Annotated in this window: 10 protein-coding genes and 1 pseudogene; 7 read left to right on the forward strand and 4 right to left on the reverse strand. The window is 59.0% G+C overall.

What is annotated here, in order from left to right:
- Positions 1 to 133: 133 nt before the first annotated feature.
- Together ACVWYP_RS13475 and ACVWYP_RS13480 are read left to right on the forward strand one after the other, a co-directional pair.
- Entirely contained in the window at positions 134 to 487 is a 354-nt protein-coding gene (locus ACVWYP_RS13475; RefSeq protein WP_016844734.1) for a hypothetical protein, read from the forward strand.
- Between the two features lie 629 nt (positions 488 to 1,116).
- Complete coding sequence (locus ACVWYP_RS13480) at positions 1,117 to 3,336, forward strand: hypothetical protein (RefSeq protein WP_026192329.1); 2,220 nt, start codon at positions 1,117 to 1,119, stop codon at positions 3,334 to 3,336.
- A gap of 1,178 nt (positions 3,337 to 4,514) precedes the next feature.
- On the opposite strand, the gene ACVWYP_RS13485 is transcribed toward ACVWYP_RS13480, so the two are convergent.
- On the reverse strand, positions 4,515 to 4,625 hold the full coding sequence (locus tag ACVWYP_RS13485) for a hypothetical protein (RefSeq protein WP_077230994.1): 111 nt from the start codon (positions 4,623 to 4,625) through the stop codon (positions 4,515 to 4,517).
- An 847-nt stretch (positions 4,626 to 5,472) separates the two neighbouring features.
- Here ACVWYP_RS13485 and ACVWYP_RS13490 point away from each other — a divergent pair.
- Positions 5,473 to 5,679 (forward strand): hypothetical protein, encoded by a 207-nt coding sequence (locus tag ACVWYP_RS13490; RefSeq protein ID WP_018269959.1) that lies wholly within the window; start codon positions 5,473 to 5,475, stop codon positions 5,677 to 5,679.
- 723 nt (positions 5,680 to 6,402) lie between these two features.
- Here the strand turns inward: ACVWYP_RS13490 and ACVWYP_RS13495 are convergent.
- The gene (locus ACVWYP_RS13495) at positions 6,403 to 7,284 is read right to left on the reverse strand and encodes a hypothetical protein (protein ID WP_125459151.1); all 882 of its coding nucleotides are present in this window, start codon (positions 7,282 to 7,284) and stop codon (positions 6,403 to 6,405) included.
- A gap of 118 nt (positions 7,285 to 7,402) precedes the next feature.
- A pseudogene (locus ACVWYP_RS13500) lies at positions 7,403 to 8,166 on the reverse strand (IS5 family transposase).
- Positions 8,167 to 8,497: 331 nt separating this feature from the next.
- On the opposite strand from ACVWYP_RS13500, the gene ACVWYP_RS13505 reads away from it, so the two are divergent.
- From ACVWYP_RS13505 to ACVWYP_RS13515, 3 genes are all read left to right on the forward strand, one after another.
- Positions 8,498 to 9,952 carry an amidase family protein gene (locus ACVWYP_RS13505; RefSeq protein ID WP_028343876.1) on the forward strand — a complete coding sequence of 485 codons (1,455 nt, stop codon included), beginning with the start codon at positions 8,498 to 8,500 and terminating at the stop codon, positions 9,950 to 9,952.
- A gap of 66 nt (positions 9,953 to 10,018) precedes the next feature.
- Positions 10,019 to 10,510 (forward strand): DUF302 domain-containing protein, encoded by a 492-nt coding sequence (locus tag ACVWYP_RS13510; RefSeq protein WP_016842784.1) that lies wholly within the window; start codon positions 10,019 to 10,021, stop codon positions 10,508 to 10,510.
- A gap of 20 nt (positions 10,511 to 10,530) precedes the next feature.
- On the forward strand, positions 10,531 to 11,103 hold the full coding sequence (locus ACVWYP_RS13515) for a TetR/AcrR family transcriptional regulator (protein WP_026192331.1): 573 nt from the start codon (positions 10,531 to 10,533) through the stop codon (positions 11,101 to 11,103).
- A gap of 179 nt (positions 11,104 to 11,282) precedes the next feature.
- Here ACVWYP_RS13515 and ACVWYP_RS13520 read toward each other — a convergent pair whose 3' ends face one another.
- On the reverse strand, positions 11,283 to 11,972 hold the full coding sequence (locus ACVWYP_RS13520; protein ID WP_233475740.1) for a hypothetical protein: 690 nt from the start codon (positions 11,970 to 11,972) through the stop codon (positions 11,283 to 11,285).
- 470 nt (positions 11,973 to 12,442) lie between these two features.
- On the opposite strand from ACVWYP_RS13520, the gene ACVWYP_RS13525 reads away from it, so the two are divergent.
- On the forward strand, positions 12,443 to 14,107 hold the full coding sequence (locus ACVWYP_RS13525; RefSeq protein WP_018269964.1) for an ABC transporter ATP-binding protein: 1,665 nt from the start codon (positions 12,443 to 12,445) through the stop codon (positions 14,105 to 14,107).
- Positions 14,108 to 14,339 lie beyond the last annotated feature (232 nt).

The following is a 14,339-nucleotide window of genomic DNA, read 5'->3' on the forward strand; positions in this document are numbered from 1 at the left end:
GCAGGCTTTGAGACGCCTGCGAGCAGCGATAAGTAGCGACGCATAATCCACTGGCACCTCCAAGAGGCAAGATCACCGATACCTCCGAGTGTTCATCTGCGGCGCTGACTTGGATAGTTGGAATCAAGGGCCGATGAGCTTGACAGTGAAGATTGTAGCAGTGGCCGCGATTTTCGTTGGAGAAGCGCTTTCGATAATCGCGGAGTTGATTGCCTCAAGGCAGTTTGGCAAGGCCGGCGGGGATGTCACAATGCTCCTGCCGATGTTTGTGCTGATATCCGTCGGTGGCGTCCTGCTCGTCTTCGGATACGCGCTGGGCTACATGCATCTCAAGAATATCTGGATCATTGTCGCGATTTCAGTCGGAGCTATTCTGGTCGTGGAGCCAGTTCTCGCCTTTATACTTTTTCGTGATGTGCCGACGGCCGGTTCGCTGGTCGGGTTGACGCTCGGTGCGCTTGGCACGGTCGTTGCCATTTTTTTATGAGCGTTGCTCAACGGGCTCGGATGGGCGGGAGCTGCGAAGGAGTCCCTCAATATGGGTTCTGCTCGATCCGAAGGTGAATACAGATAATGCGATTTTGATCGAAGATTTAGACCTATTTAAATTGTGTGCGACCGTGGGTGTGCAGGTTCTTGGATTTAAGACTCGTATCTCCTCCTCGATGATGGGACGTACGGCGGCCGAAGGTCTCTCCCCCTCGACAAAGTCGGGGGATGCACCTCGCCGCAATGATCAAGCCGTTTCAAGATGCTGGCATTCTCGTGGCGGCTCTCCGCTATTCGAGATAGCCCGCCAAGTCCGTGCAGACGAACGCGACGCTGGATAGTGTCTTGCCCCGTCGCATCTGCCGCGGCTTGTCAGTATGGATTTTGGCGGGATCACGCCGAAGCAACGTTACGGTGCGGTCATGCACTGCAGCGGATGATCCCCGATTTGATGCGCTCATCCGCTGCATCGCTGCCTGTTGCAGCACTGGCAGCCTCGATGAACCGGAGCCCACGGTGATCCGGCCATTTTCTGTGTAGCCCGGAAAGAGCTGTTCGTCAGCTGCCCGTCAGCCAAGCTGTCTAATCAGACAGGCTGCGCATTCTCGATTCGATCGGAGATTGGATATGACGGGCATTGGCCGAGCTGGCAAATCGCACGTTGAGCCTGCAGAAGCTGATAGCATGTGGGGATCGGGCGGGGAGCCTGGACCGGTCTCCGGAGAAGCCAGGCAATCGTTCGATTCCGTCGTGGAGCGGATGCACTCCAGGTCTCAAGATGGAATGGCGCCGCTCGTCGGCGAGCCGCCGGCTTCGGATGTGGCTGTCCCGACGAGAGACGAGGTCAGAGCAGCGCAGAAAAAAATGCGCGGCCTACTTGTGGCCTTTGTTGGTGCTTCTAAAACGGCGGCCGGCCAAGCGCGGAACCGGTCGGAGGCGCAGGACCTGATTGATCAAGTCGTCAAGGCGGGCTCGGAAGTTCTGGACTATTATGCGAGCTTCCCTCCCGACGTGGCACGCAGCCTTCTTTCCGACGATCAGGCTTGCGGAGTCAGAGTCGAGACTCTTGCTGCGGGGGACCAATGCAACGCCGTGGCTACCTCGATTGTCTACGACCTGGAGGCCGGTAGAGAGAAAGCCGCAGCCGTGCTCGAGCAGCTGCGCAAAGCCAACGCTGCGCCCGCCCAGCTAAGCCGAGCGGTGTCGACCGTGGCGAAGCACTACATGGCCTGCATGGAGTGGTGGGGAAAGAAGGCATTGCGCTCGGAACGGATGCAGTCCGTCTGCGTGGCCACCGCCAGCTTGCCGGGGTCCACGCCCGAGATGCTACGCCTGCATACCGGCTGGGCACTTTTTACGAAGTGCACGTATCTGCAATCGCGGATCGCTCTCGCGCGGCTCCTGATCGAATCGCGGGCGAGCACGCTCGAACCAGCGCTGAGTAACGCCCTCATCGGTGAGGACGGGCGGATGCGTCTGCTCGGGACCTTCATCAACGATGTTGTTCCGGCATTCGCGTCGACGGGCGAAGCCGTTCTGTACAACCGCGGAGCGGCGCTCGACGCGGAGCACAGCACCGTTTTGGAAGGGGTCATGGAACGGCTTTCTGAATTTGCGTCGGGGGTGCACGGCATCGTCGCTGGGCTGAGGGATGCTGGAATGGGGGCGGACACTCCATTGGACCTGTTGGACCAGATCGAGGAAGCTGCCTGGGTCACCGCAAACGACGTCACGCGGTTTTTGGCGGTGCAGCCAAAGACACCCGCCGTGATCGAGCCGCCCGCCAACTGGATACCGGAAAATACCGGCGCAGTGTCTGAGGGCCAGGCTGCGCGCAAGAAGGGAAAAAGCAAGCGCACACCGGCGGCAGGTGAGGGGAGTTCGGCGGCCGGTCTACGCGAGGCGCAGGTCGCCAGGCCCGACGCTGCTTCGGCTCCGACAGGTAAGGTCATCGTTCTCTCGGATCTGGGCACCAAGAAGCTTGCGACCCCGGAAGAGGCGGCACGCGCAAAGGAATCATCGTCAACGGCCGGCCAGGAAATGTGGCGTGCTCCGCCCTCCAGGAAAGCGCTGAACGGATTGCTCAATAGATTGGACGAGCTGCTGCAGTTCGATCTTCCAGCGCAGCAAAGCGCCGTCTCGCAAACGCGCCAAATGAAGCCCGAGGATGCCGGCCACATCGTGGATCTCGTCGTTAAGCGCCTTCAGACGCAAGCCGCCGAGATCGAGGCCTGTGTAGCGGCGCTAGAGGAACCTCGCCGACGTGGCCTGCTTACGCCTGCGCAGGTGCCTGAAGTGCACGAAAAAATAGTCCGGCTCAAGGCGATGTGGTCCGAGGTGCAGGGACAGGCAAATTCTTTGAACGCGCGGAAGGCTGCGATCACGATGGATTGCATGAAGACGTACGCCTTTCCGTCGCAGAAGTACCTTGAATACCTGCGGGCGGCCGATGAGTTGACGTCTGCCGATCCGCCGCGTGCGTTGAAGGGGGAGCCAGGCACGCTGTTCGAGATCAAGCTGCAGCCCAGGGCACTGAGCAATGGTGCGATGCCGGATCCGGTGTGGGTGCACATCCATACGAAGAGGCCGGTATATGTCTCGCAATTGGCGACGCTGGATGGCGCCGAGTTCGCTGCTTGCCACGTGAAGTCCAATGAACAGCGCGGCTACAATCGGCTCTGGCAGAATGCTCGAGCTGCAATGGGACACGAAGACGTGTTGATCCACCGCGGCAGGCTTGCGCCGGCGTTCTGCAAGTCCTTGTTCAGCAGAGGTGGCGGCCAGCCATGGTATCCCCGTCTTGAGGCGGAGTTCGGCTCGATGCAACTCGCTCGACACGGGATGTAGTGCGCGTATCTGGCGAGGAAGTGCCGCTTGGGCTGCGCTGAGTAGTGGTTCGGCTGGCTGAAGCCGGTGAATCTCAAGCGATTTCCGAGTGATCGGCGTTCCGCGAGAACGCACACCGTGGGCCGGTTTGACGAATCGAATTGACGATGCACAATAAGGTGGGCCTGTCCGTTTGCTACCCCCGGATGTGGCCACGACGGTCCCAGCATCGGCCTCCATGGCCCCCAGAAGGTGCTGGGACCTGTTCGTTCTGCACTCTCGATCGGGTGAATAGTTCGTTTCTCGCTTGCCGGATTCTCACGTAGGCCGCGCTCTCGTTTGTTCTTTGTCGCGCTGGCCGGGCTATCCCGCTCATTCTGGTTGGTAACCCGTCGAAGTTGAGGCAGAAACGACGGATCGCGCGCAGAGATTGACATGCAGATCTGCGCTGCAAGATCTGTACTCGGCGTCTGCCGCATCGCCTGGACCCGCTCCTCAAAGATTTTCCCACGGTTCGCAAATCGCACCTGATTCAATGGTCGAACGGCTGTTCCATCGTGGTCTCCTGCCGGATTCGGACCAGCCGACGATGACCTGTGAATCCAAGGTCACCGCTACACGGCCGGTTTCGATGGTTCCAATTGCGTTCGTCTTGTTCATAACCCTGCGGAGGACCAAGTGGGGTTGGGGCAGGCCGGGCGAGACTTCGGAGCCTTATTCACGGAGAACCGGCGCTTCGGAACGCCGCTACCACGCCAATGGGCGACACCTGCTCTCATGGATAAGTTGGGCGAAGAAGGTTTCATGCCGACCGCAAACACCCCCAAAACAATCCAGCTTAACGGAAGAACCTACCAAGCCGAGTTGGCCGAAGGAGGGTTCGTTAAGCTTACGCGGGTATGAGACGCAACCCGACTGTGACCGATCGCGCGCTGGGCTAGAACCCTGCGATCGCTTCGGTTGTTGTTGCCGACATAGGCAATTCATCGCTCTGCAGCGAGTTGCTCGCGCCGCCAGTGGGTACGCATCGTCGGACCCCTGGCAGGCAGCGAGACGCCGATCGAGGCGATTGCGGTAAGCTGCGTCGTTGCGCAAGGCCGGCGTCGAGCATCCCTCGACAATGCTTCAACATTGCTCTCAGCTGACGGCAAGACAGTCGCAACCGCGTCGCTCCCTAGGCGATGTGCGAATGACCAGCGCTATCGCCGAGCGAGCGGAATGCAGCACCAGTCTTGCCGATGCGCTCGATCAAGCTCATTTAGCTGGCGGGTGCTGCGGCCGAGCCGGTCCAGCCTCGTCACCAGCACCACGTCGCCGGGGTGGAGGCGCTACCATCAACGTGGTGAGTTGTGGCCGATCGGCGCGGCACCGCTGATCATCTCGCGGTAGATCGCGGTCGCCGGCTGCCTTTAGGAGTTGAACTAGCGGATGAGATGTCGATCCTGGATGCTAACGCGGCATATCCGAGAATGGTCATTTGGTGCTTCTACGTCTGCAGAAGCTATCGCCTCGGTGATAATTCGTTTGGGCCATGATTCTTCTCGTTGGCAGTGAGTACCGTGTGGATTTTGTAAGGGCAGCCGCGATCGGGACCTTCGAGCAAGTCTGAGGTGATGGTTGCAGTCAGTGCCGCCGTCGCTGCGCGACGAAGTCGGCCGCGCGCTCAGCAACAATATCGCCCTCGGTGGCAAGTTCTGGTCAGGAATGCAGTCTCGCTGAATTAGCAGTATGCCGCCGTACTTGAACGGGCCGAAGCCATGCGGTGTAGCCTCTAGCGCAGCCGAACAAACGAATGGAATTTCAGCGATCGCGCAGTCGTCGCATCCGTCATAATGAGTTCGCTTGTGCACTCATCAGGAATGTGACTCACCGCCTCGGGCAGCACGCGTCCAGCCTCCAAGCCGTGCAAGTCATTGGGCCGAGACGATGCAGTTACCGCGTTGTCCGATTGCTCAGATCAATGCGGACCGCTTAGAGGCCGGCGAGAAGCCGACCATAAACGGCTTCTCCGAGCAACTCATAACCGAGCCCGCAAAGATGTCCGAACTCATCCATCCCGTAGATAGGCCTGATCAAGAAAATCAATTTTACCACTTGTGGCAACGTCATATATCCATGAGGACGGCTTGGGGCCGATCTTAAGGGAGCGACTCTGGAATGAAAAAATTGCTGTTTGTGACTGCGAGCGCCGCCGCGCTTGCAACGGCGGCAGTGCCGGCCTGTGTTGCTGAAGCCGCCGCTCAACCCGTCGCTGCCAAGGTGCAGGTCGCCGACACGTCATATCCTCAATGCGCGGACGACCCGTTGAATGGTATCTGCGATCTGTTTTTTTGTTTGACCGATCCGGCGTGCGTACAGCACTAACCACCGGATACAAACCAAGCAGAAAATGAGGATCGAGGCCTCGCGGCGCGGCCGCTCGTGGGAACAGCGGCCGCGTCCTCTTGCGTAAAGAAATTTGCGCGCCGCCTCTGAAGCCGTTCCGGTTCCGCCGCTGGAGCATGATCGCAAGGAACGGATGAGGATGTTCCAGCACAGAGTGGCCATCAATGATCATGCAAAAGCACTCCGCGGAGCTGCACGTTATCATCCGAGCGCGGGACGAGAATCTAAAACGATAGCAATCGTTGATTAAATTGAGATCTCGGCTCTCGATATGGAAAGGCCTAGCGACCGCGCGGGGTATCGCAGCTCCGTCAACCGTTAGTAGTCATAGGTCCGACGAAAGCCATTCCAATGCGTTCACCAGGAGAGTTCTTCTGGTGATCTAACGGTAAGTGCAGGCCGAAGAGCCCTGTCCATATCCTTATGGCTTGCCGGGATGCGTGACAGAGTGCGCGCCAGACGGCGCCTCCCTTCGCGAGCGACCCGCCTCCAAAAGACGAATCTATCTAACGGAAAAAGGGCTAAACGGCATGCAACGACAGGGGTAAACGATAACGTCCAGTGTCGCGTTCTCTGCCGATAGCCCCGCGATACACGCCGACACAGTCTAGCTCCATCGTGCCGATGGGCGAGAACGTCCAATTCTCAACCTTTCTTTGATGTAGCAGGTGTTCTAACCGGTGGTTGTTGATGGTGAAGCTCTCAACATAGTTGCCGAACGAAGCGTTCCGCCCACAGGAAGCGAACCAAGGCGCTGGTTGCAGCAACTTGCGTTGTTAATACCCTATTCAAGAGCGCCATAACGGACTCTCGCGAAACCAAGCCGAAGTCGGCCAGGGCGCAAGAGGAAAGCTGCGATGAAATCGTGTCTGCACGAGCCGCAATCGCCTTTGGTAACACAAGCGCGAAAGTCTCCTTTGCATAACCGTGCGGAAACACATCGCAGCGCAGCCGATTACGCAGGTAGGAACGGAATATTTCCTTGCCCGCGCGAAGTGCAAGCGGAAGCTTCGCTGCAGTATTAATCAATCTCGGATCGCCTAGCGGGCGAACGGGCCAAAGTCCTCGCCTTGCGAGTGGACGAGCATGACAAAGGCTTGCGAGCAGAAATGTGGATACGGTCGCGCTAAGCGGCGCGCTGAAAAGGAAGGATGAATGAGCGGCGTCGAGCGCGCGATTTGTCAACAGGCCGTCTGCAAGTTCAACGGCGATCTCCAGGTGACGTGAAGACGAAGATCTTGAGCCGCCCTCCTCGGCGGTGGAGCAAGCGCAAAGCTTGTCGCCGCCTATGCCGGACCAGACGATTTCGTAGCCGTCCGCGCGAAAGCTGTCGCAGAGCGCCTCAAATGCCTCCAGGCAATACTCTGAAGTGAGTGGCAGGCGTCGTTCTGGGGCAAGATCCAGATCAATCGCCGGCATGTGGGTATGCATTTCAAGGGGGTGATCGCGGCAATTCAGTGCGCTCAGAATGCGCGCTCGCCGATCAGACTGCCTGGGGCTGCTCCCGTCGCCCAACAGGATGCCGCCACACCTTACGGTTTTCACGCTTTTGCCAACAGCAATCGCGACCGAAGCCGAATCCATACTTCCGCTCAGCTCCACAGCGCTTGCACAAATGCCCGTTGGCCGCGAGAGCACAACGTCCTGCAAAGTATCCGCAAACTCAAGGAGACCATTGCTCTGCTCCGGCCCAGAGAGCTCGTTAGGGCGTGCACTCATAACGCGCAGCCAGCCATAGGCGGATAGAGGCGAGTTGGACGAAGGCAAGGTAGTTTCCCGCAAGCCTGTCGTAACGCGTCGCCACACGACGACATTGGTTGATCCTGTTGAAGAGCCGTTCGACCTAGTCGCGAGCGCGGTAGAGATAGGAGCTGAAGCAGATCGGATCGCTGCGATTGCGTTTCGGCGGGATGTTGGCCCACGACCCCTTTTTCATGGCAAGCTCTCTTATCCAGTCGGCGTCATAGCCACGGTCGGCAAGCAACATTGACCCGAACTTCAGATGAGAGAGCAGTTGTCCTGCAAGTCGAACGTCGTGGGCCTCGCCGGGGCTCAACGTCAACCGTACCGGCAAACCATTGCTATCGACCACCGCGTGGATTTTGCTCGTCAAGCCGCCGCGCGACCTTCCCATCGATAGGCGCTCGTTCCTTGTGATGCAGGCCCCATGTTGATGCCGCGGACAATCGAGTTGTCGATCATTTGGACAGCGGCATCATGGGCAGCCGCAAGTGCGTCCATGATGCGGCTCCAGACGTCAGCTCGCCGCCACCTAACGAAGCGGTTGTAGCAAGTGGTGTAAGGACCGAACGCCGCCGGCAAATCGCGCCAAGGTGCTCCGGAACGCAAGACCCAGAAGATGCCATTGAGGACACGACGGTCGTTAACCCGAGGAACGCCGCGCGGCTTGTTCGGCAGCATCGGCTTGATGGCAATCCATTCATGATCGGCGAGTTCGTAGCGCATGATTCCAGCCCCCAGTTTGGGAGTTTGAATCACAGGGGGTCTGGCCTGACGCGACGCTTCCGGGCAGGCCCCGGTTGGACGCTTACGGGGAAGCGGACGTCAGCCAGCCGACTATCTCCGCAGAAACCGTCGAAAATGACCCATTGCAGAAGTCGCTGAACCAATCATTGCTCGCAACCGTCCATCGGCACTTCACGCGCATGTGTCCCCAGCAGGTCGCCACCCCGATTGAATTACGATTGTAATTTAATATTATGACCGTAATGGCATTGAGCTGGACCACCGTTAGGTGGCGGCCGGGTGCCGCCAAACAGCTCCTGGCGAGGATTTCGTGGACGACAAGACAACTGCCTCATCGCGACAAACCGCAGATGTCAGCTCGTTTGGGCTCGCAACCGCTGCAGCAGCGGTTCGCAACGGCGACATCACCTCCGAGGCCTACACGGCGGCTCTTTTACAGCGCGCCCGAGCGCTTGCCGAACTGAACGCCTTCATCACCATCGATGAGGCGGAGGTGCTGGCGGCCGCGAGGGCCGCAGACAAGTTGCGTGCGGCCGGATCGGCGGCCCCGCTCCTTGGCATGCCGCTTGGGGTGAAGGACAGTTATTTGACGAAAGGGCTACCCACCAGTCTGGGAATCGAAGGTCTGGCTCATTTTGTGCCGCGCGAAGATGCCGACGCTGTCCGGGCAATTAAGGAGGCGGGCGCGTTGATTTTCGGCAAGAACAACCTTGTCGAGATGTCTTACGGCTTGACCGGTCACAACGCACGTTATGGTCAGGTGAAGAATCCGCACGCGCGGGATCACATGTCAGGCGGCTCCTCAAGCGGCTCCGCCGCATCCGTGGCTGCTGGACTGGTTCCCGCGTCCTTGGGCGGTGACACCGTTGGGTCCATCCGGGTACCCGCATCGTTCTGTGGAGTCGTGGGCTTCAAGCCAACCACCGGGCGTTGGCCGCGCAACGGCGTTGCTCCGATCTCCCATACACTCGACACGACGGGCGTGTTTGCCCGAAGCGTTGAGGACTGCATTCTGGTTGACCACGTCGTGACTGGCGAACAGGCTGCGGAGTCCTCCGACGGCGACTACGGCTTAAAGGGAGCCCGGCTCGCCTTCGCCCCGCGACAGTTCCTGGATCTGGTTGACCCCGAAGTCGAGTCCCGATTCCGTGCGGTGGTGCGGCAACTGCAGGACGCCGGCGCCGAGGTCGTGGAAATGGACCTTGGCCGCGACTTCAATTCCCTCGTCCAAACGGCAACATGGGGCATCTTCGCTCATGAGACGATGGGCGCGATTTCGGAGTTTCTTCGGCGCCACGCGATTCCGACCGCGTTTGAGGCCATTTACGAAAGCCTTAAGCCTCAGCTTCGGCAGGCGTGGGAGCACATCGTATTGCCAGGTGGTGCAGGTGCTACCTCGGCAGAGGCCTATCAGATGGCGCTCAACGTGAGCCGGCCGGAAATCCAGCGTCGCCTCAACACGGCGTTCGTCGCTCATGGGGCGTGGGTCATTCTGCAACCGACCACGCCCTGCACGGCGCCTTCGATCGGGGAGCAGGCGACCGTCCACATCGCGGGGCAGGACGTCAGCTACCTCGCTCTGGCGAACCACACGGTGTCGGCAAGCAGCGTGGGACTGCCCGGTATCAGCCTTCCTGTCGGCCTGTCTCGCGCGGGGTTGCCGATCGGGCTCGAACTGGATGGCCCTCTAGGAAGTGATCAGCGGCTTCTAAACCTTGCCCGCGGTATCGAAGGCATCTTGGGTGCCAAGTCCGGTTCAACCTAGTGTCGTGGTTGCTTCGCGTCGCGAAGGGGGCCTGCAGACAGCGACAAAAGATTAGAGGATCACCAGATGTCCAATGCACTGCACTCAACGCGTGCCATTCCGGTCGAGTACGTTACCATCCGCTCAACACAGCCCTTCGAGGACGTTCGAGCCAAGCTCGCGACCTTGGCGCGGCGCATCGATGACGGGATATTCACTCTCCTGCGATACGGCGAAAGTGAGCGCGCCCTTCGAGAGTTGGAGGCATCTTCGCCGCTCACCATTTTCGGGCAGGGTGACCACGGCGCGCTCCTAGCTGTTGCTCAGCTGACACGACGATCCATCCAGTTTGATATCGGAAATCCGCTCACCGCGTCCAAGATGACCCGCCATCGATTGTCGGCGGGGCTGTACGCACCCATCCGCGTCCTTCTGCGCGAGGATGAAGATGGCGGTGTCGCGTGTGGATATGATCGGCCGGCATCCCTGTTCAGTCAGTTTGGCAGCGAACATGTGAATGCAGTTGCCCAGCAACGTGATCGCGACCTCCAGGCCCTATTGGAAGCGGCCGCAGCTTAACGGATATCGAAGGAGTGGAGATGCGTTTCGAGAAAGGACACAAGGCCGCGACGCGACGACACATCATCGATGTAGCCTCGAAGTGCATACGCCAAGACGGTATCTCCGCCGCCGGGATCGCCGGGATCATGGGCGAGGCCGGTCTGACTAAGGGCGCATTCTCTCCGCACTTCGGGTCCAAAAACGCACTCGTTCGCGAGGCGCTGGCGAGCGCGCTTAGCGACCAACAACATCGCCTCGATGAGGAACAGCGGCCGGGCCTGTCCCTCGAGGGGGCGATCCGGAGATACCTCAACCGCGCTCACCTCGAAGACCCGGCGGACGGGTGCCCTTCGGCGGCGTTGCTCCCGGAAATCGCACGCCAGCCCCTGTCCACTCGGCAGGACTACGAGAAAGCGCTGCGAAGCTACGTTTCGTCGCTGGCTGCACTACTTCCGGGTGCCGACTCTGCAGCGAGCCGCCGCCGTGCGACCGCCATCTTCGGTCTCATGGTGGGCACTCTCCAGTTCGCGCGGGCCGTCCCCGACACCATCCAGGCAGAGCAGATCCTGGAAGGCGGCGTTGAGGCCGCGCTCCAGTTGGCGAGAGTTTGATCTTGCTAAGTTAGGAACAATGGAGCGGTGCGGGAAGATTTGTCACACAGCCGGAACGAGCCAACACTCCGGACGCCCACTAGTCTGACCGCCGGCAATGTCTCCTTCTGGCCATCGCGACATATTGTGCTGCCGCACGAACTTGGTCGCTATTGGAGCAAAGCGGACGTAGTCACCAGTCACATGAGCCGCCAAGTTTTATAGGTACACGGCCTAGTGAACGGATCTAATGAGCCGTACTCAAAAGAAGTTTCCGACCTGTCGACGTACAAGGTTGCGCCGGCAGTCGGTAAGTTAATCCCCGCGCAGGGCTGCCGCGCAGAGTAAAACGTTCTCATCGACAGGTGATGAGCTATGATCTCTGCATCAATCGCTCGCGATGTACCCAAAAAATCGACGAAATCCCAGGATAGTGTAACCGTACGGGTGCGTTCCTCCACGTGGAAGTAGATCGGCAGGCTGCCGATATGGCCAGCTCGTACCTGCAGGCGCGGACCTCGGCGGGCGGCCTCGATCACGACAAAATCGAGCGGCCAGTGCATGCATTGTTGGTAGCTCTGACGAAGCTGATCCGCAGAAGCGTTAGCTGTGGCGATGGGGTTGGTGCCGAACTCGTCTGCTACTCGTTGACGCTCCCGTATGACGAAGAACCATTGGTCGGAGTTCTTTAGCAACAAGCTCTCAAGGCTCTTATGCTGGAATGGCCGGATGTAGCTTTCACCAATTGCTATTGAGCAGTCTCTGACGGCAGGATCGAAGGTTTTCAGATCACCTATTCTCAGAGTAGCCTTGAGCATTGTTCTTGATACAAACTCGAGCCGCCCCTCGCGTGAGGGGCGGCAACAGAGCGTGAAGAATGATGCAATCAATCTTAAAGCCAGCCCTCCGTGGCACTATCGTTAGGTAGAGGTTCCTTTGGTGTCTTAAATAGTAGGGGGCGGCAGAACCGGTAGAGGAAGTTCAGTTGCATCGGACGCGGGCCGTTTGCGTGTGTCTGCAGTTGCACACTTCATGTCGTGTTCCTTACGGAGCGGGTTCTTGTCGTCTCGGCATCCTATGCTTCAGTAAGAAGCCGGGTAGTGTGGCGCGTCAGTTGTCGGCCACAACACGACGTATTTCATGTGAGACGCCGGGCGACAACCTACCAAGACTGGCGGGGTTGCATGACAGCGCTGGACAGAGCTCATTTGAAGTCCACTGGCGGTTAGCGATAGCAAATTTCGGTGAGCCAGCCATCGAGCATCTTTACGCGAGTTCGTTTGAAATCTAGACCGTGCGACAAGGCCATGCCGCTCTCTGCGCAAAGCAAAGCGCGCCGTTCCCTCGATGTGTCGCAGATATGTCAAAGTACACAGCGTTGTCGCCGATTTCCGAAATCTTGCATGCGTACTGGCGGTCCGATCGGTGCCTGCTTCTCGTCGTTGCCACGGTGGTGCTGATCTCAAGCGCGAGCAGCGTCGTAGCCCCCTATGTATTTTCGTCTCTGATTGATCGTCTGCCGCGCAGTGAAGGCGCGTCGGTGCTCGCCTGGGGACTCGCTGGCTATGCGGTCCTGCTTGGCATTGCTTCCGCATTTCAGCGTATGCTGCAGTATCTTTCCTTTATGACAGCAGAAAACCTAGGCTTCATCGCTGCAACTCGCTTTTTCGATCGAATCCTGAGAAAAACCGCAGCCTTTTTCCTTGAGCACAATCCCGTGGAAATACAGAGTGCGGCCGCGCGCGGCCGCAGCGCGTTGATCACGATGGTCCAGCTTGGAACTACGATCTTCTTCCCTGCTGCAACGCAGCTTTTGCTTACGATCGCTACTCTAGGTGCGCTCGTCAATATTCAGATCGCCGCAATCGTCGTCGCCTATGGGGCTGCCGCGATTACATTGACCTGGAGTTCGACGCGTCGGGCGCGCGTATTTCTGGACCGGGCCGTCGACGCCGGACAAGAGAATGCGCGTTTCGTCGGCAACGTCATGAATGCCATGGACACGTTGCGCCATTTTGGCAGTCATGCCTGGATGAGCCAGCGCTTTACGGTGAAAGCGCGGGAGGTGCGGGATAACTGTCGAGCCTACGTGCTTCAACGACTGCCCTACATCGCCGTGCTCGGCTTAGCCGTCGCGTTACAATTTGCCGTCACTCTTCTCCTTCTGGTTCCCGACTACCAGGCTGGCATGGTCACGATCGGCGACATTGTGCTGTTCAACACGCTTATACTCCAACTCAGTATGCCCTTCGAGATGGTCGCGCGCGCGATCTCGGACGCATCGAGGTCGCGCGCCGACCTCATTCCTCTCACCAGACTGTGGGGCGCACCAGAAGAGCGGCGAACGTCCCATACTCATGATTTCACGCCCTCCGCCGGCCAACTATCTTTCGAGGACGTTGGTTATGCCTACGAAAACGGTCGTGGCGTTACGAACGTCTCGTTTTTGGCTGGACGCGGCGGGATTACTTTTTTGGTCGGCGAAACGGGATCGGGGAAGTCGACAATCTTTAGGCTCGTCCTGAAATCAATCGAGCCGGACTGCGGCCGTATTCTGGTCGATGGAACCGATATAACGGGTATCGATCGCACGGATTGGTATGCTGCAGTTGCTGTCGTGCCGCAGGACGTGACGTTGCTCAATGTGTCGCTGGCCGACAACATTCTGCTAGGTCGGCCCCGCGATGAGGGACGCCTTCGCACCGCGTCGGAAAAAGCCGCTATTCTCCCGTTCATCGAGGCGCAGCCGGAAGGATTTGAAACAACCGTTGGAGAACGCGGTTTGAAGCTTTCAGGCGGGGAGCGCCAGCGTATTGCTATTGCCCGTGCGCTCTATGGCGAGCCGGCGATCCTTCTTCTCGACGAGGCCAGCTCCGCCCTTGACGAGCGAACCGAGCGGGACATCATGGACCATATTCGCAGCCTAGCGGAAGATGTGACCGTGCTGGCGATTACGCATCGCAGAGGCGTCATCTCTACAACCGACGTCGTGGTCGATCTGACCCCCTGCGCTTGTCAGACATAGGCAAGGCGGATGCTCAGCCCGCGCGTCTGCCGGTCTAAGAATGCCGGTTGCGGAATGTCTGCAAGTGAGACGAACCAAGCCATTGCCAACCCGGCCAGCGAATCTGGTGGCCAAAGCTGGACAGAACGGGACGTTCGAGCCGTCACGTCGTCTCGGGAATTCCCTGCCAAGGCTCATGTCAGCCGACCTGCGATTCAAACGCCGCGACACCCGGCCTGGAATAGGCAACAGC

This window comes from Bradyrhizobium sp. USDA 3262 (assembly GCF_054060035.1).